Below are 17612 nucleotides of genomic sequence, written 5' to 3'. Positions count from 1 at the left end.
CCCGGTCGTTGCAAGGAGCATCGATGAACGCCGACTATCGTTGGTACTGGGCCGTCGGACTGGCTGCCCTGGTGGCTGCGCTGTATTTCCTGAGCCCTATCCTGTCGCCTTTCCTCATAGGCATGCTGCTCGCCTATCTTGGCGATCCACTCGCTGATCGCCTGGAAAGGCTCGGGCTGTCGCGGGTCATGGCGGTATTGGTGGTCTTTGCGCTCGGCACCGGGATACTGATCCTATGCATCGGTATCCTGGTACCGCTATTGGGCAATCAGATCAGTTGGTTGCGGGACCAGATACCGGCGATGATCGATTGGGTGAACCACACCGCGCTGCCCTGGATCGAATCTCGCACCGGCGTCTCGACGGATGACTTTCGCCTGGACACCGTCCGCGAGACGATCCGCGATAATCTCAGCAGCACAGGCGGCGTCCTCGGCATGATTCTGGCGCAGGCCACGCGGTCGACCATGGCCTTGATTACCTGGCTGGTCAATCTGTTCATGATCCCGGTGGTGGGGTTCTATCTCCTGCGCGATTTCGACTACATCATCGAGCGCTGCCGCAACCTGCTGCCCCGCGAGCGGGAGCCGGTCATCGTCGCGCTGGTCAAGGAATGCGACATGGTGCTGGGCGCATTCATCCGCGGTCAGTTACTGGTGATGTTGTGCCTTGGCATTCTCTACTCGCTGGGTTTGTGGCTGGTCGGGCTGGACCTGGCGGTGTTGATCGGCATGGTCGCCGGTCTGGCTAGCATCGTGCCTTATCTCGGTTTTGCCGTAGGCATCGCCGCGGCGCTCATAGCGGCTGCCTTTCAGTTCGGCGACATCTTTCATCTGGTGATGGTGGTCGTCGCCTTCAGTGTCGTGCAGACGCTGGAAAGCGTCGTGCTCACGCCCTGGCTGGTGGGTGACCGGATCGGCCTGCACCCGGTTGCGGTGATCTTCGCTGTGCTGGCCGGTGGGCAGTTGTTCGGGTTTGTCGGCATCCTGGTGGCGCTGCCAGTCGCAGCGATCATCATGGTGCTGGTGCGTCACGCCAACCGGCACTACAAAGCATCGGAAGCGTACATGCAGTCGGCGGACACCGAAGACATCATCACCGACATCGACCAGGCGAAGCCTGACTGATGGGTTCCGGCCAGCCTGTCCAACTGCCGCTGGGTATCAAGCTCCGCGACGAGGCGACCTTCAGCAATTTTCACGCAGGCCCGAATGCCGGCGTGGTGGCGGCTGTACGTGCTCTGGCCGCGCCAGGTGATAGTGCCGGGTCGCAGATTTATCTCTGGGGGCCCGCGGGAAGCGGTCGCTCTCATCTACTGCAGGCGGCCTGTCACGAGGCCGCTGCTGCCGGGTCCCTGGCCATGTATCTCCCGCTGGAAGAAGTGCTGGCACACGATGCGAGCATCTTCGAGGGGATGGAGCAGTTCGATCTGCTCTGTCTGGACCAGCTCGAGGTGATCGCAGGCGATAGGGCGTGGGAAGAGGCTCTTTTTCATCTGTACAACCGCCTGAACGAACATGGCGGAAAGCTGCTAGTGGCCGCCACAGCGGCGCCGCGAGCGTTGGGAATCGAACTGGCGGACCTAGCCTCACGGCTTGGCTGGGGAGTGGTGTTTCAGCTGCATTCTCTGAGCGATGAAGACAAGCAGCAGATGCTGCAGCTTCGCGCCTCGCTGCGGGGTCTGCAGCTCTCCGATGACGTGGCCCGCTATATACTCAGTCGAGGCGCGCGGGGGATGGGCGAGTTGTTCGAGGTGCTGGAACGGCTCGATCAGGCTTCGCTTCAAGCCCAGCACCGGCTGACGATTCCTTTCGTCAAGCGGGTCATGGGCTGGTAGTCAACGTTCGCCGGCGGCTACTCTCGCTGCCTGGAAAGACCAGCGCACATAGCCCATCGACGCCATGAAGTAGACCACGCTGAAGCCCACCAGTAGCGCTCCGTAGCCCAGCCTGCCAGTCTGAAAACACACTAGAACCCCATGTATGAAATACAGGTTGATGGCGAACATCAGCCAGGCGTGCGTGCGCACGTGCCCGATGGCGATGCCCGGCGCAAAGATCAGCAGCGGGATCAGCAGGACGCCCAGAATGATGACAGGATTGGCACCGTGCAGATCGGCGATGAAGGTGTTGTAGACAAACAGCGTGAGTAGAAGTCCAGCGTAGCTGACCGCGGCCAACACCCGGGTGACACGGACCCGGGGCTGCAGATACGCCATGCTCGGCAACGGCTTGTCAGCTTTGGCCACGAGCGGCTCCTTTTTCAAGCTGCAGTGTAATTGCCGCTACACGCGCACCAAGCGCGCGGCACAATTGTGTTTCGTGTGGATCGATAGGCCGGCTGCCATCTGCGCCGGCATGGTGGCTCGCGCCGTAGGGTGTGCCGCCGCCCCGCGTCTCGGTCAGTGCGCTCTCGGTGTAGGGCAGTCCGACGAGCAGCATGCCGTGGTGCAGCAGCGGAAGTTGCATGGAAAGCAGCGTGCTTTCCTGGCCGCCGTGCAGACTGGCGGTGGAGGTGAACACCGCGGCGGGCTTGTTCGCCAGCGCGCCCGACAGCCACAGGCTGCTCGTGCCATCGATGAAGTACTTGAGTGGAGCAGCCATATTGCCGAATCGCGTGGGGCTGCCCAGAATCAGGCTCGCGCATTGCTTGAGATCGTCCTCGGTGCAGTACACGGCGCCGCTCTCCGGGACCGCGGGAGCCGTCGCGCGCGTATCGGCGGAGACGGCGGGAACCGTCCGGACACGTGCTTCGAGCCCGGCCTTTTCTACGCCTTCGGCGATGAACCGGGCCATGGCCGCCGTGGCGCCGTGACGGCTGTAATAGAGAACCAGCACATAGGAGGCGCTCATTGAAAGAGCTCCTCGACGCGTTCCGGGGGGCGCGCGACGATAGCCTTGCCGTCGGCCACCACGATGGGGCGTTCGATCAGCTTGGGATAGTCGACCATCGCCTGGACCAGCTGGGCCTCGCTCAGCTCAGGGTTATCGAGATTCAACTCCTTGTAGATATCTTCGTTGCGACGCATCAGGTCACGCGCGCTCAGGTCCAGCTGCTTGAGGAGTTCGCTGAGCGTAGCGTTATCCGGCGGCGTCTCCATGTAGGCGATAACCTCCACCTCGAGACCGCGTTCCTCCAGTAGTGCCAGAGCCTGTCGCGACTTGGAGCAGCGCGGGTTGTGATAGATCCGTACGGTGGTCATTGAGTCATGCTCCGTCTGTGTTCGGTTTGCTGGCGGGTGGCCGCTACCGCTGTTGGCGGCTATTCTAAGTCTTTCCGCCCACACTGTCAGGGAGACTGGATGCCGCCGCAAGTGCAGCAGCTTACGTTCTTTTGCCGCTATCTGGCCAAACGCTTCCTCGAAGACAACTGTCCGAAGAATGCGGCGGCGTTGACCTATACCACGCTTTTCGCGGTGGTGCCGATGATGACCGTGAGCTATGCCATGCTCGCCGCGATTCCGGCTTTCTCCGAGGTGGGCAACCAGATCGAGAACTTCATTTTCCAGAATTTCGTCCCGGCGACCGGCGTGGCGGTTCAGCAGTACCTCTCCGATTTTTCCAATCAGGCCAGGCAGCTCACCGGGATCGGCGTTGCCGTCCTTATCGTGACCGCTTTCCTGATGATCACCAACATCGAAAAGTCGTTCAACGCGATCTGGCGCATCAAGCAACCCCGCCGGGGCGTGTCGAGCTTCCTGCTTTATTGGGCGGTGCTCAGCCTGGGGCCATTGCTGCTGGGTGCCGGCTTCGTCGTCAGTACTTACCTGACGTCACTGGCCTTCATGGGGGAGGGCAGTGCGTACGCCTCCGCAGGCCGCTGGATGCTCGGATGGGTTCCCCTGTTATTGAGTATGGCGGCTTTTACCTTGTTGTTCGTGGCAGTGCCCAACACCCGTGTACCGTTGCGCCACGGTTTGGTCGGCGGGATACTGGTGGCCCTGCTGTTCGAAGGCGCGAAAGCCTGCTTCGCGTTGTACGTCGCGTTATTCCCTGGATACCAGCTGATCTACGGCGCGTTCGCTGCGTTCCCATTGTTCCTGTTATGGATCTACATCAGTTGGTTGATCATCCTCGCCGGTGCCGAGCTGGTCGCCAATCTGGGCAATGGCAGCGCCTGGAATCGGCCTGTCTACCCATGGCTGGTGAATCTGCTTGGGTTGCTGAAGATGCTGCTGGATGCGCAGCACCGTGGTGAGTCCGTCGATCTGCACAAGGTGAACCGGGCCGGCTGGGTTGTGCATGAACATCTCTGGCTTGATCTCACCAGCTGGCTGGAAACACGCCGTCTGATCACCCGCACCCACCAGGGCGGCTATGTACTCAGCAGGGACCCTGGCCGTATGGATATGGCTGAACTTTTGGCGATTCTTCCCGAACCCATGCCTCCCGTAGCAACGTTGCCGAATCAGCTTGAAGGCAACCCCTCCTGGTACCCGCGCTTTGTAGCGGCCGCCGCCGAACTGGAAGCTCAGCGGGAGCGAATCCTGTCGGGCAGTCTGAAATATTGGTTAGGCGAGGGTGAAGACGACGTCGTCGACGCGGCCTCGTCTGGCCAGCGCGGAGCAGATCGATGATCAGAACGAAACTTGTGCTATTGGCAACCGTCGCTCTGATGGTCGCATGCGCCCCCGATAACTGGACCGACCAGCATGGCAAGCGAATCGAACAGCAGAGCCTGACCAGCCGGTGGCTAGTGGTCAATTACTGGGCAGAATGGTGCGGCCCTTGTCGCGAAGAAATTCCGGAGCTGAATGCTCTGAGCATCGAGCGCCCGGATGTAGCGGTTGTCGGCATCAACTTCGACGGTCTGACCGGCGAGCAGTTGCGTGAGGTCAGTGACCAGATGAATATTCGTTTCCCGGTTCTGGAGCATGAGTTTGCCGCGGCAATGGGGCTGGCCAAGCCCGCCGTTATACCGACCACCTATCTCTTTGCACCCGGGGGCCAGCAGACAGCGGCCCTGCAAGGTCCCCAGACGGCGGAAGCCTTGTTGTCAGTGATCGAAGGGCGTAGCGAGCAACCATGACATCGCTCTGTCTCAAAGGACGCGTCCGCGGCAAGGTTCAGGGCGTCGGTTTCAGACAGTCGACGGTCACCCGGGCCCGGCGTCTGGATCTGGCGGGCTGGGTGCGCAATTGCGAGGACGGCTCGGTCGAGGTACTGATCGCAGGCGACCCCAGCGCGATCGCTGCCATGCAGCAGTGGCTACGAAGCGGACCTGCGGGAGCTCGAGTCGACGAGCTGGATCTTGCGCCGTGCGAAGACCAACCTGGAAAGGGCTTCGTCCGACGCTGATCAATCCCTGACGTACCAGTAGCGATGCCAGTACTCGAATACCTTGTCGGGGTATTTGGGGCTGCCCAGACTGCCGTTGTATCGAGCAAGGGCACGGCGCATATCGCCCTTTTCCTTGTCCAGGTAGTACTTGAGGATAGTGCAGCCATAGCGCAGGTTGGTGCTCAGGTCTATGAGATTGTCTTCGGGTCGCCCAAGCTCATGCTTCCAGAAGGGCATGATCTGCATGACTCCCTGAGCCCCGACGCGGGACAAGGCGAAGCGGTCGAACAGACTTTCAACGTGGATCAGGGCGATTACCAGATCAGGCTTGAGCCCGGCTTTGCGGGCTTCGCTATGGACTTGTCGTAGAAACGTCAGCCGTTCCCGCTCATTGGGAAGGTAGGGCCGCATTCGGGTCGACATGTCCATGAGCCAGACTTCGGCATCGAAACGGTCCTCGAAGCTGTCGGCCTGGGCAACCGTTTGCATGAGGTAGGCTTTCAACTCTGCGTCGACCGGCGGCGGGGAACCGGGCTGTTCAAGTGCGGCCGACGCAGGGCCTGCAAAGACTGCCAGCACGACCAACCAATTGACCAGCCGTGAACGGTGAGCCATGTCAGGGTTCCGGTGCGGATTCCAGCGCGGCGACGAATTCCTTCTGCAGCTCCGGGTCACCGGTGGTGAGCAGGATCAGCATATTTTCGAGCTGGCTCGACTCTTCCAGCAGTTCCAGTTCAGCAAGCCGGTTGACCCGAAACGCCCATTGCGAAACCTCGGCTTCTTCCAGGTCGTCGTAAATCAGCGCCACGGCTTCGGCCAGCTTCGAACGTAAATCGCGCCCTACCAGCAGATTCAGCTCTCCGCGTACGCTGGGGGCTGCCGTCGCGCTGAGCTGGATGACTCTTAGCTGATCGTAGTCCAGCTCGACGAAGCCGTTGTCGAGCAGGTTCAGGCGGGTGACACCTTCCAGATCGGTAGTCAGCGTAGTAGTGAAATCACCGGCGGTGACCTGTACCGGTTTGTCTGCCCAGGGCAAGTTGCGAAAGTCGTCGTGCTGGTCCACCGCGTTGCCCGCTGCGTCAAATTCGGTGACGCGGTAGAGCATCTGCTCGCTAACGCGAATAGCCCGTTGCGGCGTACCAAGTACCAGAGACTCCCCGGCATCGATAGTCAGGCCATGATTGATCAGCTGGCGCTCGATGCGTCGCTCGGACGCTACTGACTGGGGCGGCTCCGAACTGCAGGCGGATAACAGCATGCCCAAGGGCATGAGCAGGCAGGTCAATAGCCTGCCTGCGGATGAAGAGGCGGTGTTCACGTACGCGCGATCCGTTGCATGAGGAAATCAAACATGTCGTCGACGGGAACGGTCTGCGCTTCGCTGTCACGACGATACTTGTATTCGAGTTGCCCGTCAGCCAGACCGCGATCGCTGATGACCACGCGGTGCGGGATGCCGATCAGGTCCATGTCGGCGAATTTCACGCCGGGGCTGACTTTCTTGTCGCGGTCATCCAGCAGAACCTCGACACCGGCTCCCTTGAGCTGCCCGTACAGTGTTTCGGTTTTCTCGCGCACGGCTTCTGACGCTTCCATCTTCATCGGTACGATCACCACGTCGAACGGGGCGAGGGCATCCGGCCAGAGGATTCCGCGATCATCGTAATTCTGCTCTATCGCCGCCGCGACGACACGGGAGACGCCGATACCGTAGCAACCCATGGTGAGGGTAACGGCTTTGCCCTGCTCGTTGAGCACGTTGCAGTTCATCGCCTGGCTGTACTTCTTGCCGAGCTGAAAAATATGACCTACTTCGATGCCGCGCTTGATGACCAGATGGCCTTCACCGTCCGGGCTGGCATCGCCCTCGACGACGTTGCGTAGATCACAGACTGCGTCCTGGCGCGCGTCGCGCTCCCAGTTCACGCCGGAAAAGTGCTTGCCGTCCTGGTTTGCACCGCAGACGAAGTCGCCCAGCACAGCTGCGCTGTGGTCGACCAGAACGGGGATCTGCAGCCCGACCGGGCCGATCGAGCCGGGTTTGCAGCCAATCACAGTCTGAATCTGCTGTTCGGTAGCGAAGGTCAGCGGAGCATGCACTTCGGGACGGTTCTCGGCCTTGATTTCATTCAGTTCATGATCGCCGCGCAGCACCAGGGCAACCAGGGGGTGTGGCTTGCCTTCCTCAGTGGCTCCCAGAACGATCAACGTTTTGACGGTCCGGGTAGCTGGCAGATCGAGGAATGCGCTCACCGCCTCGATGGTGAACTGATTCGGCGTGTCGATCATCTCTCGTTGCTGTGTTGGCTCGGGACGCGGCTCGGACGGTAGCAGGGCGGTAGCCTTTTCCATATTGGCAGCGTAACGACCGGTGTCAGAGAACACGATGGCATCCTCGCCGGAGTCGGCCAGGACGTGGAACTCGTGCGAACCTTCGCCGCCAATCGACCCGTTGTCTGCCACCACGGGACGGTAGTCCAGCCCGAGCCTGCCGAACACATTGCAGTAGGCCTGGTACATGCCATCGTACGTCTGCTGCAGTGACGCCTGGTCGAGATGAAAGGAATACGCATCCTTCATGGTGAATTCGCGCGCGCGCATCAGGCCGAAGCGCGGACGGATTTCATCGCGGAATTTGGTCTGGATCTGGTAGAGATTGAGCGGCAGCTGTTTGTAGCTGGTGATCTCGTTGCGCGCCAGTTCCGTGATCACTTCCTCATGGGTCGGGCCGACACAGAACTCGCGGTCATGACGATCCTTCAGGCGCAGCAGTTCCGGTCCGTACTGCTCCCAGCGCCCCGACTCCTGCCACAGCTCCGCTGGCTGAATCGCCGGCATCAGAACTTCCAGCGCACCGGCGTTGTTCATTTCCTCGCGCACTACATGCTCGACCTTGCGCAGGACGCGCAACCCCATTGGCAGCCAGGTGTACAGGCCCGACGCGATCTTGCGGATCATGCCGGCACGCAGCATCAGCTGGTGGCTAATGACCGACGCGTCGGCAGGCGTTTCTTTCAGGGTAGAGATGAGAAATTGGCTGGTACGCATGAGGCAAGCGGATCCTGGTATCGGAGGGCGATTCTGGCCGGTATTGTACGGGCCGGCTGATGCTCCGTACAGTGCGCGCGAAGTGACTGGCGACCAGCTGGCAGGCATAAAAAAACCCGGCCTGAGCCGGGTTTTTTTCTATTTCTGCTACCTAGGGATTACAGCAGATCCCAGGAATAGGAAACGATCAGACGGTTCTCGTCGACGTCACCGCCGCCGATGTTGGCGTCCTGACGGATTGTAGCGTTACGCCACAGTACGTTCAGGCCTTCCAGTGCGCCCGACTGAAACTCGTAGTTCAGGTGGCTGTTGCGCTCCCAGCGAGTGTCGCGAGCGATGAACGTGCCGGCGCCTTCGAAATCGGTGTCGATGTCGTAGCCACGCACGTAACGGGTCATGAAGCTCAGGCCGGGAATGCCGAGGCCTGCGAAGTCATAATCGTAACGAGCCTGGTAGGACTTCTCGTCCTTGGCGTTGAAGTCACCGTACTGGATCGAGTTGGCCAGGAAGATGGCACCGTCATAATAGTTGAAACCTGCATCACCGCCCATTTGCTGGTAAGCAACGGTGAAGCCGTGGTTGCCGGCGCCCAGGGTAACGGCGATCGAACCCGCCTGGTTGTCGTTTGTTTCCGCGCCAGGAGTTTCGTCGGAGGTGTCGTAGAAGGCGAATTCGGTACCCAGCGCCAGACCTTCGTTGATGTCGAAGCTGTGGCTCAGGCCCAGGAAGTGGCGCTTCCACTCGTCTTCGGCCTTGGAGGTATAGAGGCTAGCGGCCAGTGCGTCGTTGAAGGTGTAGCTACCGCCGAGGTAAGTCACGTCGCCGTCTTCAACGCCGAACGCGCCGTCGTTCTCATCGGAATACGCCATTTCGCCGCGGTCGGTCATGCGACCGGCTTCGACGAACAGACCTTCGATGGAGTTGTTGGCAACGCTGTAGCCGTGATAGTGGTTCGGCAGCAAGCGAGCGTCGTCATAGGCGATGACCGGGTTTTCCGGGAAGTGCAGGCCATAACGCAGGACGGTGTCGCCCAGTACGTTAGCCTTAACGGCGCCGCGGATTTCGGAATATTCGTTAGGAGCTTTGCCGTCAGGATCAACGGGCAGCAGGCCGGTGTTGGTGCGGGTCCGACCGCTATCGAGTTTCAGGCCACCCATAGCAGTGATGTCGAAGCCCAGGCCGATCGGGCCCTGGCTGAAGCCGGACTGGAAGTCGAGCAGCAGGCCGGTAGCCGCTTCTTCGCGCTTGCCGGGAGCATCACGGAAATCGCGGTTGAAGTAGACTGTGCGGCTATTGAGGGTCGCGGTAGCGCCTTCAACGATGCCCTGATTTTCGGATTCGGTTTGCGCTACAGCTTGCGACGCGATCAGACCGTTGCCCATGGCAACCGCAAGCGCGATCGAACTCCATTTGACTGCATTTTTCATTGTGTACTCCTTCATCAAAAAAGCTTGAGGCTACTGTTATCGTTACCGTCTGTTTTTATTATCGGCCTGACTCTAAAACATCGCATGGCAATATACAAAAGCAAAAGCTTGGAAAACAGTGATTTGTCGCATACTCCTCACAAGCTGTCGCATCCGCCGCGCGTTTCGTCCCGCCGCGTTTGCGGCGAAGCGCAGCTATCTTAACCATCTTTTCGGTATGGCTGGAATCCTTGCGGCATTCATCCCTTTTCAATCGGAGCGGCAGACATGTTCGAACTTCATCCCCAATTGGCGCAGGACTGTATAACAGTAGGCGATCTTCCGCTATCGCGGGTGCTGCTGACGAACGATGCGCAATACCCCTGGCTAATCCTGGTGCCTCGACGCGAAGACGTCACTGAAATATTCGAACTGAGCGAAGGCGATCAACGTCAACTTCATACGGAGACCACTGCCGTCGCCCATGCCTTGAAAGATGCCTTCGGTGCCGACAAGATGAACATTGCCGCGCTGGGTAATATGGTCAGTCAGCTGCATGTGCACGTAATTGTTCGTTATCGTGGAGATATTTCCTGGCCTGCCCCAGTCTGGGGCAAGTTTCCGGCGGTGCACTATACCGACGAAGCTCGTCAGCAGCGGCTGGATACACTCCGAGCGGTATTCGATAAAGACTTCAATTTTACGGAGGTCGAGCTATGAGCACCGAGCATGAGCAGCGTTTGGTCGACTTGGAAGCGCGATTGGCATTTCAGGATGACACCATCCAGACGCTTAACGACATGGTCAGTCGGCAACAATTGGAGCTGGACAAGCTGAACCGGGCGTTGGAATTGCTGGCTCGCCGGCAGGCGGACATTGCGGCGTCGATCCCCATGGATTCCGAAGACGCGCCCCCCCCGCATTATTGACGACTATCGGACCGATGGCGGAAGGCGGGGCCAGAGAGGCGCGGGCACCAGTCCCGCGCCTTTCTTTCAGCCTTCGAGAAGGCTGCGCAGCATCCATGCATTCTTCTCGTGCACCTGCATGCGCTGGGTCAGAAGATCCGCGGTTGGCTCGTCGTTGGTCGCGTCGCAGATCGGAAAGATGCTGCGCGCCGTCCGTACGCAGGCTTCCTGGCCTTCTACCAATAGACGGATCATGTCGCGCGCTTCTGGCACGCCTTCGTCTTCCTTGATGGAGCTCAGTTCGACAAATTGCTTGTAGGTACCCGGGGCCGGAAAGCCCAGCGTGCGGATTCGCTCGGCGATGTCGTCCACGGCGAGAGCGAGCTCGGTGTAGTGCGTCTCGAACATCACATGCAGCGTCTGGAACATCGGACCTTTCACGTTCCAGTGGAAATTGTGAGTCTTCAGATAGAGCGTGTAGGTATCGGCCAGCAGGCGAGACAGCCCGTCAGCGATTTTTCCACGGTCTTCTTCGGTGATACCGATATCGATCTTCATATTCACTCCTTTTGATCCGCTGGTTCTGCGTCTTTCATCGATCAGTATAAGCATAGCGGGCAAAGCCTCAATGCTACGAAAGGACGCGGCCCTCCGCGTCGCCCGGCTTTTCCCGCGGAAGCGAAAATTCGGGTATATTATTGCGCTTTTATCCGAGCGCTAAGCGGCCGTCAGGCAGCTCCCGCGCCGAATCGTCGAACACAGGAACAGCACACCATGATGCGTACCCACTATTGCGGCCAGCTGAACGAATCGCTGGCGGATCAGGAAATCACTCTTTGCGGCTGGGTCCATCGCCGTCGCGACCATGGTGGCGTGATTTTCCTCGATATTCGCGATCGTGAAGGCCTTGCCCAGGTGGTGTTCGATCCGGATCGCGAAGACACCTTCGCTCTGGCTGACCGGGTACGCAGCGAATACGTCGTCAAGGTGCGGGGCAAGGTGCGTCCGCGCCCCGCTGGCGCGGTCAACCCGAACATGGCGTCCGGCGCCATCGAGGTGCTGGGCTATGAGCTGGAAGTGCTGAACCAGGCGGAAACGCCGCCGTTCCCCCTGGACGAATATTCCGACGTGGGTGAAGAAACCCGGTTGCGCTATCGCTTCATCGACCTGCGTCGCCCGGAAATGGCGGCAAAACTGAAGCTGCGCTCGCGCATTACCAGCAGCATTCGCCGCTATCTCGACGAGAACGGCTTCCTCGACGTCGAAACCCCGATTCTGACCCGCGCTACCCCCGAAGGCGCCCGAGATTATCTGGTGCCTAGCCGCACACATCCCGGCAGCTTTTTCGCCCTGCCGCAGTCGCCACAGCTGTTCAAGCAGTTGTTGATGGTGGCCGGCTTCGATCGCTACTACCAGATCGCCAAGTGTTTCCGCGACGAAGACCTGCGCGCCGATCGCCAGCCTGAATTCACCCAGATCGACATCGAGACCAGTTTCCTCGACGAGACCGACATCATCGGGTTAACCGAAGGCATGATTCGCGGTTTGTTCAAGGAGGTGCTCGATCTGGAGCTGGGCGACTTCCCGCACATGACCTTCGAAGAGGCGATGCGCCGTTTTGGCTCGGACAAGCCGGATTTGCGTAATCCGCTGGAGCTGGTCGACGTGGCCGATCAGCTGTCCGAAGTAGAATTCAAGGTATTCAGCGGTCCGGCCAAGGATCCGAAGGGTCGCGTTGCGGCGTTGCGCGTGCCAGGCGCCGCCAGCATGCCGCGCAGCCAGATCGACGACTACACCAAGTTCGTCGGCAACTACGGCGCGAAGGGCCTGGCCTACATCAAGGTCAACGAGCGTGCGAAGGGCGTTGAAGGTCTGCAGTCGCCGATCGTCAAGTTCATTCCCGAGCAGAACCTGGAAGTCATCCTGGATCGCGTCGGTGCGGTCGACGGCGACATCGTGTTCTTCGGCGCCGACAAGGCCAAGGTCGTCAGCGACGCTCTGGGCGCGTTGCGCATCCGTCTCGGTCACGATCTCAAGTTGCTGACCTGCGAGTGGGCACCGCTGTGGGTGGTCGACTTCCCGATGTTCGAAGAAAACGACGACGGTTCGCTGTCGGCTCTGCACCACCCGTTCACTGCGCCGAAATGCTCGCCGGAAGAACTCAAGGCGAACCCGGCGACCGCGCTCTCGCGCGCCTATGACATGGTCCTCAACGGCACCGAACTGGGCGGTGGTTCGATCCGTATTCACCGCAAGGATATGCAGCAGGCGGTGTTCGATATTCTTGGTATCAGCCCCGACGAGCAGCAGGAGAAGTTCGGCTTCCTGCTCGATGCGTTGAAGTACGGCGCGCCGCCGCATGGTGGTCTGGCTTTCGGTCTGGATCGACTGGTTATGCTGATGACCGGTGCCAGCTCGATCCGCGAAGTGATTGCCTTCCCGAAAACGCAGAGCGCTGCCGACGTCATGACGCAGGCGCCGGGTGCGGTGGACAACAAGGCGTTGCGCGAACTGCATATTCGCCTGCGCGAGCAGCCGAAGGCGGAGTAAACCAGGGTTTTTTACAGCGCTCAGCAACTACACGCTGAGCGTTGTGAGGTGTCCGGCGCAGTCGCACGACTTGCTGCGCTAAGCACCGATCTCGCAGCACAAAAGAAAACAATCCGGAGAATCTCATGGCCGGTCATTCCAAATGGGCCAACATCAAGCATCGCAAGGCTGCGCAGGACGCCAAGCGGGGCAAGGTCTTCACCAAGTTGATCCGCGAGCTGACCATCTCGGCGCGCCTCGGCGGGCCGGTACCGGCAGATAATCCGCGTCTGCGCTCGGCGGTCGACAAGGCGTTGGGTGCGAACATGACCCGCGACACCATCGATCGCGCCATTGCCCGCGGCGCTGGCAGCAACGATGCCGACAACATGGAAGAGCTGACCTACGAGGGCTATGGCGCCGGCGGTGTAGCGATTCTGGTTGAAGCCATGACGGACAACCGCAACCGGACGGTGGGCGAGGTTCGTCACGCCTTCAACAAGTGCGGCGGTAACCTGGGAACAGATGGCTCGGTTGCGTATCTGTTCACTCGTCGCGGCCAGATCAGTTATTTCCCGGACGTAGACGAAGACGGTCTGATGGAGGCGGCGCTCGAAGCGGGCGCGGAAGATATCGTCAGCAACGACGATGGCTCGGTCGATGTGTACACCGCGTTCGAGGATTTCGGGGCAGTCAAGGATGCGCTAGATGCCGCAGGCTTCACCGCCCAGTCGGCAGAGGTCTCGATGATTCCTTCGACTACCACGGCGCTTGATGTGGATACAGCGGACAAGGTGATACGGCTGATCGATATGCTCGAAGACCTTGATGACGTGCAGAACGTCTACAGCAATGCGGAAATTTCCGACGAGGTCATGGATCAGCTGGGATAATCCGTTCGCGCCGGACGATGGGAGGCATTGCCTCCCATTTTCATTTCCGGCATCGTGTCGCCCAGATACACCCGCGCGTTTCCCACGGCTAGGACGTAGAACACATGGCATTGATACTCGGGGTGGACCCCGGTTCGCGCATTACCGGCTTCGGGATCGTGAAGGAGGAGGCCGGACAGTGCTGCTACGTCACTTCTGGTTGTATCCGTTTGGGAGATGGTCCGTTTCCGGAGCGGCTGAAACGCATCTTCGAGTGCCTGACTGAGTTGATCGAACACCATCGGCCCACGATTCTCAGCATCGAGCAGGTATTTCTCGCGCGCAATCCAGATTCGGCGCTCAAATTGGGGCAAGCCCGTGGCGCTGCGATAGTCGCGGCGGTTAATTGTGGACTGGAAGTGCGCGAATACACCGCCCGGCAGGTCAAGCAGTCGGTAGTCGGAACGGGCGCGGCGGACAAGACGCAGGTCCAGCACATGGTCACTCAACTGCTCGGGCTATCCGGCACGCCTCAGGCGGACGCCGCCGACGCTCTGGCAATCGCCCTATGCCACGCTCATTCGGCCGCGCTGCATGCGCAACTGGGTGGCGGGCTGATTGGGCTCCGTGCCGGGCGTGTGCGGCGGCGCTGATGAATAGGAACTGAAATGTGATCGGTAGACTCACCGGCGTCGTGCTGGAAAAACAACCTCCCTTTATCCTCCTCGACGTGCAGGGCGTGGCCTACGAGCTCGATGCGCCAATGAGTACCTTTTACGAGCTCCCCGCGGTTGGGGAGCGAGCGGTGCTGCATACACATATGGTGGTGCGCGAGGATGCGCAGCTGCTCTACGGTTTTTCGCACAAGCGTGAGCGGGAGCTGTTTCGCGAGTTGATCAAGCTCAACGGGGTAGGACCCAAGCTGGCGCTCGCGCTCATGTCGGGCCTGGATGTGGACGAGCTGGTCCGGGCCGTGCAGGCGCAGGATACCTCCGCCCTGGTGAAGGTTCCCGGCGTAGGGAAGAAGACCGCGGAACGGTTGCTGGTCGAGCTCAAGGATCGTTTCAAGGCGTGGGAAACCCTGCCAGGTCCGCTGAAACCGCTCGGTCCGGGCAGGCAGGCGACGCAGCCGGCATCGCAGTCCAGTGACGCGGTCAGTGCGTTGATCTCGCTGGGTTACAAGCCCCAGGAAGCGAGTAAGGCAGTGGCCGCGATAGAGGAGCCCGGGCTTAGCAGCGAAGAGTTGATTCGTCGGGCACTGAAAGGCATGGTGTAAGCATTTACAGCGTAACGCGCACGGACATGACATGTTGGAAGAAGACCGCCTGATCGCCGCCTCGCCGCGGCAGCAGGAAGAAGTGATTGATCGAGCCATACGGCCGTTCCGGCTTGCCGATTACATCGGGCAGCCAACCGTGCGCGAGCAGATGGAGCTGTTTATCAAGGCTGCCAAAGGGCGCGGCGAAGCCCTGGACCATGTGTTGATTTTCGGCCCGCCTGGCCTGGGCAAGACGACGCTTGCAAACATCATCGCTCAGGAAATGGGCGTGAAGATCAAGAGTACGTCCGGTCCGGTGCTCGAGCGCGCAGGCGATCTCGCGGCGATGCTGACCAACCTGGAAGCCGGGGACGTGCTTTTCGTTGACGAGATACATCGGCTGTCGCCCGTGGTGGAAGAGATCCTGTATCCGGCGATGGAAGACTATCAGCTGGATATCATGATCGGTGAAGGCCCGGCGGCTCGCTCGATAAAGCTGGACCTGCCGCCGTTCACGCTGGTCGGCGCGACCACGCGGGCCGGCATGTTGACCAACCCGCTGCGCGATCGCTTCGGCATTGTCCAGCGGCTGGAATTCTATGGCGTCGATGATCTGTCTACGATCGTGTCGCGTTCGGCCGCCATCCTCGGTCTGCAACTGGAATCGGCCGGTGCGCGCGAGATTGCCCGGCGCTCGCGTGGGACTCCGCGCATCGCCAACCGACTGTTGCGCCGCGTAAGGGATTTTGCCGAAGTCCGCACCCAGGGCGCCATCTCCCGGGAGGTGGCCGACCAGGCGCTCAATCTGCTGGATGTGGATGAGCAAGGGCTAGACCACATGGACCGCCGACTGCTATTGACCATGATCGACAAGTTCGACGGCGGGCCCGTAGGTGTCGATAGTCTGGCTGCGGCGATCAGCGAAGAACGCCACACCATCGAGGACGTGCTGGAGCCGTATCTCATTCAGCAAGGCTTCGTCATGCGCACGCCGCGTGGGCGCGTCGTGACGCGCCACGCCTATCTGTACTTCGGTCTCGATCTGCCTGCACGCATGGAACGCAATACACCGGATCTGTTCGGGGACGGCTGATCCCCGGGCAGATGGAAAATATTTTCGTTTTGGCGAGACAACCCACTATGCAAACGACCAGCTTGGCTCTACATTATGCGCGCTGACAGTCCTGGGCCGCCATTCGCGCTGAGAGCCCGTGTCTATTTTGAAGATACCGATGCCGGTGGCATCGTCTACTACGTCAATTACCTCAAATTCATGGAGCGCGCGCGAACCGAACTGGTCCGCTCCCTCGGGTTTGACCAAAGCGTTTTACAACGCGAAAACATCATCTTTGTCGTGCATTCGGTTGCGGCTCGCTATCACGCGCCCGCAAGGCTGGATGATGAACTAGTGATAAGCGCGGCGGTCTCGGCACTCAAGCGAGCGAGCGTCCGCTTCGCTCAGCGGATACACCGTGCCGATGGCACGCTGCTGTGCGAGGGCGAGGTACTGGTGGCCTGTGTCAGCGGCGACCGTTACAAGCCCAGACCCATACCCGCTGCGTTGGCTGAGGCTTTTGCCGCCAACGGACAGGAAACACGTAAGACCGAGCAAGGAGTGGTAGATAGTGCAAGCTGATCAAATGTCGATGTGGCACCTGGTATCCAGCGCCAGCGTGCTGGTGCAGCTGGTCATGCTGACCCTCATCGCCGCGTCTGTCGCCTCATGGATCATCATCTTCCAGCGCACCACCGCGCTGCGTGCCGCGAAAAGTTCACTGGATGACTTTGAAGAGCGTTTCTGGTCAGGCATAGACCTTTCCAAGCTCTATCGTCAGGTGACCGGCACGCCGAACGCGGATTCGGGGATGGAACAGATCTTCCGCGCCGGCTTCAAGGAGTTCTCACGGATGCGTCAGCAGCCTGGCGTCGATCCGGAGGCTGTCATGGATGCCGTGCAACGTTCGATGCGCGTCGCCATTTCCCGTGAAGAGGAAAAGCTCGACAACAACCTGTCGTTCCTCGCGACGGTCGGTTCGACCAGTCCTTACATCGGTCTCTTCGGTACCGTATGGGGGATCATGAACTCCTTCCGCGGCCTGGCCACCGTGCAGCAGGCAACACTCGCCACGGTCGCCCCGGGCATCGCCGAAGCGCTGATCGCAACGGCGATTGGCCTTTTCGCGGCGATCCCTGCGGTCATCGCTTACAACCGCTTCTCTGCCCGATCGGAAATGTTGATCGGCCGCTATTACACCTTCGCCGACGAGTTTTCTAGCATCCTGCACCGTCGCGTGCATGCCAGCGAAGAGTAA

At 60.1% G+C, this 17612-nt stretch carries 22 protein-coding genes; 14 read left to right on the top strand and 8 right to left on the bottom strand.

The window, feature by feature from the left end:
- Nucleotides 1–23: 23 nt before the first annotated feature.
- Entirely contained in the window at nucleotides 24–1127 is a 1104-nt protein-coding gene (locus BLT85_RS10285) for an AI-2E family transporter (RefSeq protein ID WP_093394183.1), read from the top strand.
- Complete coding sequence (gene hda, locus BLT85_RS10280; RefSeq protein ID WP_093394180.1) at nucleotides 1127–1837, top strand: DnaA regulatory inactivator Hda; 711 nt, start codon at nucleotides 1127–1129, stop codon at nucleotides 1835–1837. Before BLT85_RS10285 ends, hda begins: the two co-directional genes overlap by 1 nt.
- On the opposite strand, the gene BLT85_RS10275 is transcribed toward hda, so the two are convergent.
- The 3 genes from BLT85_RS10275 to arsC are packed head-to-tail and all read right to left on the bottom strand — an operon-like array spanning nucleotide 1838 to nucleotide 3202.
- Nucleotides 1838–2248 carry a DUF2069 domain-containing protein gene (locus BLT85_RS10275; RefSeq protein ID WP_093394178.1) on the bottom strand — a complete coding sequence of 137 codons (411 nt, stop codon included), beginning with the start codon at nucleotides 2246–2248 and terminating at the stop codon, nucleotides 1838–1840.
- Nucleotides 2235–2852, bottom strand: coding sequence for an NAD(P)H:quinone oxidoreductase (wrbA, locus tag BLT85_RS10270; RefSeq protein WP_093394176.1), 618 nt, complete (start codon nucleotides 2850–2852; stop codon nucleotides 2235–2237). The genes BLT85_RS10275 and wrbA overlap by 14 nt, the downstream gene beginning before the upstream one ends.
- On the bottom strand, nucleotides 2849–3202 hold the full coding sequence (gene arsC / locus BLT85_RS10265) for an arsenate reductase (glutaredoxin) (RefSeq protein WP_093394173.1): 354 nt from the start codon (nucleotides 3200–3202) through the stop codon (nucleotides 2849–2851). The genes wrbA and arsC overlap by 4 nt, the downstream gene beginning before the upstream one ends.
- A 99-nt stretch (nucleotides 3203–3301) precedes the next feature.
- Between arsC and BLT85_RS10260 the strand changes: the two genes are divergently transcribed.
- Genes BLT85_RS10260 through BLT85_RS10250 form a run of 3 tightly spaced genes read left to right on the top strand, consistent with a single transcriptional unit; the run spans nucleotide 3302 to nucleotide 5297 of the window.
- Nucleotides 3302–4576 (top strand): YihY family inner membrane protein, encoded by a 1275-nt coding sequence (locus BLT85_RS10260; RefSeq protein ID WP_093394169.1) that lies wholly within the window; start codon nucleotides 3302–3304, stop codon nucleotides 4574–4576.
- The gene (locus tag BLT85_RS10255; protein WP_093394166.1) at nucleotides 4573–5028 is read left to right on the top strand and encodes a TlpA family protein disulfide reductase; all 456 of its coding nucleotides are present in this window, start codon (nucleotides 4573–4575) and stop codon (nucleotides 5026–5028) included. The genes BLT85_RS10260 and BLT85_RS10255 overlap by 4 nt, the downstream gene beginning before the upstream one ends.
- Nucleotides 5025–5297 carry an acylphosphatase gene (locus tag BLT85_RS10250; protein WP_093394163.1) on the top strand — a complete coding sequence of 91 codons (273 nt, stop codon included), beginning with the start codon at nucleotides 5025–5027 and terminating at the stop codon, nucleotides 5295–5297. Before BLT85_RS10255 ends, BLT85_RS10250 begins: the two co-directional genes overlap by 4 nt.
- On the opposite strand, the gene BLT85_RS10245 is transcribed toward BLT85_RS10250, so the two are convergent.
- From BLT85_RS10245 to BLT85_RS10230, 4 genes are all read right to left on the bottom strand, one after another.
- Nucleotides 5298–5894 carry a transglycosylase SLT domain-containing protein gene (locus BLT85_RS10245; RefSeq protein WP_093394160.1) on the bottom strand — a complete coding sequence of 199 codons (597 nt, stop codon included), beginning with the start codon at nucleotides 5892–5894 and terminating at the stop codon, nucleotides 5298–5300.
- Between the two features lies 1 nt (nucleotide 5895).
- Entirely contained in the window at nucleotides 5896–6597 is a 702-nt protein-coding gene (locus tag BLT85_RS10240) for a hypothetical protein (protein WP_407920145.1), read from the bottom strand.
- On the bottom strand, nucleotides 6594–8327 hold the full coding sequence (locus BLT85_RS10235) for a proline--tRNA ligase (RefSeq protein ID WP_093394157.1): 1734 nt from the start codon (nucleotides 8325–8327) through the stop codon (nucleotides 6594–6596). The genes BLT85_RS10240 and BLT85_RS10235 overlap by 4 nt, the downstream gene beginning before the upstream one ends.
- 158 nt (nucleotides 8328–8485) lie before the next feature.
- A complete protein-coding gene (locus tag BLT85_RS10230) occupies nucleotides 8486–9754 on the bottom strand; it encodes an OprD family outer membrane porin (RefSeq protein ID WP_157718168.1) in 1269 nt (422 codons plus the stop codon).
- A gap of 267 nt (nucleotides 9755–10021) precedes the next feature.
- Here BLT85_RS10230 and BLT85_RS10225 point away from each other — a divergent pair, with 267 nt between their 5' ends.
- On the top strand, nucleotides 10022–10453 hold the full coding sequence (locus tag BLT85_RS10225; RefSeq protein ID WP_093394150.1) for an HIT domain-containing protein: 432 nt from the start codon (nucleotides 10022–10024) through the stop codon (nucleotides 10451–10453).
- Entirely contained in the window at nucleotides 10450–10662 is a 213-nt protein-coding gene (locus tag BLT85_RS10220) for a SlyX family protein (RefSeq protein WP_093394147.1), read from the top strand. Before BLT85_RS10225 ends, BLT85_RS10220 begins: the two co-directional genes overlap by 4 nt.
- A gap of 66 nt (nucleotides 10663–10728) precedes the next feature.
- Here the strand turns inward: BLT85_RS10220 and BLT85_RS10215 are convergent, their stop codons facing one another.
- A complete protein-coding gene (locus tag BLT85_RS10215) occupies nucleotides 10729–11199 on the bottom strand; it encodes a Dps family protein (protein WP_093394144.1) in 471 nt (156 codons plus the stop codon).
- Nucleotides 11200–11415: 216 nt separating this feature from the next.
- Between BLT85_RS10215 and aspS the strand changes: the two genes are divergently transcribed.
- The 7 genes from aspS to tolQ all read left to right on the top strand — a co-directional run bounded on the left by aspS (nucleotide 11416) and on the right by tolQ (nucleotide 17612).
- Nucleotides 11416–13191, top strand: a complete 1776-nt coding sequence (aspS, locus tag BLT85_RS10210) for an aspartate--tRNA ligase (protein WP_093394141.1) — start codon at nucleotides 11416–11418, stop codon at nucleotides 13189–13191.
- A 125-nt stretch (nucleotides 13192–13316) separates the two neighbouring features.
- Nucleotides 13317–14063 (top strand): YebC/PmpR family DNA-binding transcriptional regulator, encoded by a 747-nt coding sequence (locus BLT85_RS10205; RefSeq protein WP_093394132.1) that lies wholly within the window; start codon nucleotides 13317–13319, stop codon nucleotides 14061–14063.
- Nucleotides 14064–14167: 104 nt separating this feature from the next.
- Nucleotides 14168–14695: a crossover junction endodeoxyribonuclease RuvC gene (gene ruvC / locus BLT85_RS10200; RefSeq protein ID WP_093394130.1), complete on the top strand. Its 528-nt coding sequence runs from the start codon at nucleotides 14168–14170 to the stop codon at nucleotides 14693–14695.
- A 17-nt stretch (nucleotides 14696–14712) separates the two neighbouring features.
- Complete coding sequence (gene ruvA / locus BLT85_RS10195; protein ID WP_093394125.1) at nucleotides 14713–15318, top strand: Holliday junction branch migration protein RuvA; 606 nt, start codon at nucleotides 14713–14715, stop codon at nucleotides 15316–15318.
- A gap of 31 nt (nucleotides 15319–15349) precedes the next feature.
- Nucleotides 15350–16393 (top strand): Holliday junction branch migration DNA helicase RuvB, encoded by a 1044-nt coding sequence (ruvB, locus tag BLT85_RS10190; RefSeq protein WP_093394122.1) that lies wholly within the window; start codon nucleotides 15350–15352, stop codon nucleotides 16391–16393.
- 75 nt (nucleotides 16394–16468) lie between these two features.
- On the top strand, nucleotides 16469–16936 hold the full coding sequence (gene ybgC, locus BLT85_RS10185; RefSeq protein ID WP_093394119.1) for a tol-pal system-associated acyl-CoA thioesterase: 468 nt from the start codon (nucleotides 16469–16471) through the stop codon (nucleotides 16934–16936).
- A 4-nt stretch (nucleotides 16937–16940) separates the two neighbouring features.
- Complete coding sequence (tolQ, locus tag BLT85_RS10180; protein ID WP_093397626.1) at nucleotides 16941–17612, top strand: protein TolQ; 672 nt, start codon at nucleotides 16941–16943, stop codon at nucleotides 17610–17612.

It is taken from the genome of Halopseudomonas xinjiangensis (genome assembly GCF_900104945.1).
Classification (GTDB): Bacteria; Pseudomonadota; Gammaproteobacteria; order Pseudomonadales; family Pseudomonadaceae; genus Halopseudomonas; species Halopseudomonas xinjiangensis.
Note: the sequence above shows the minus strand (reverse complement) of the source record. Positions and strands in the feature narration are given on the sequence as shown.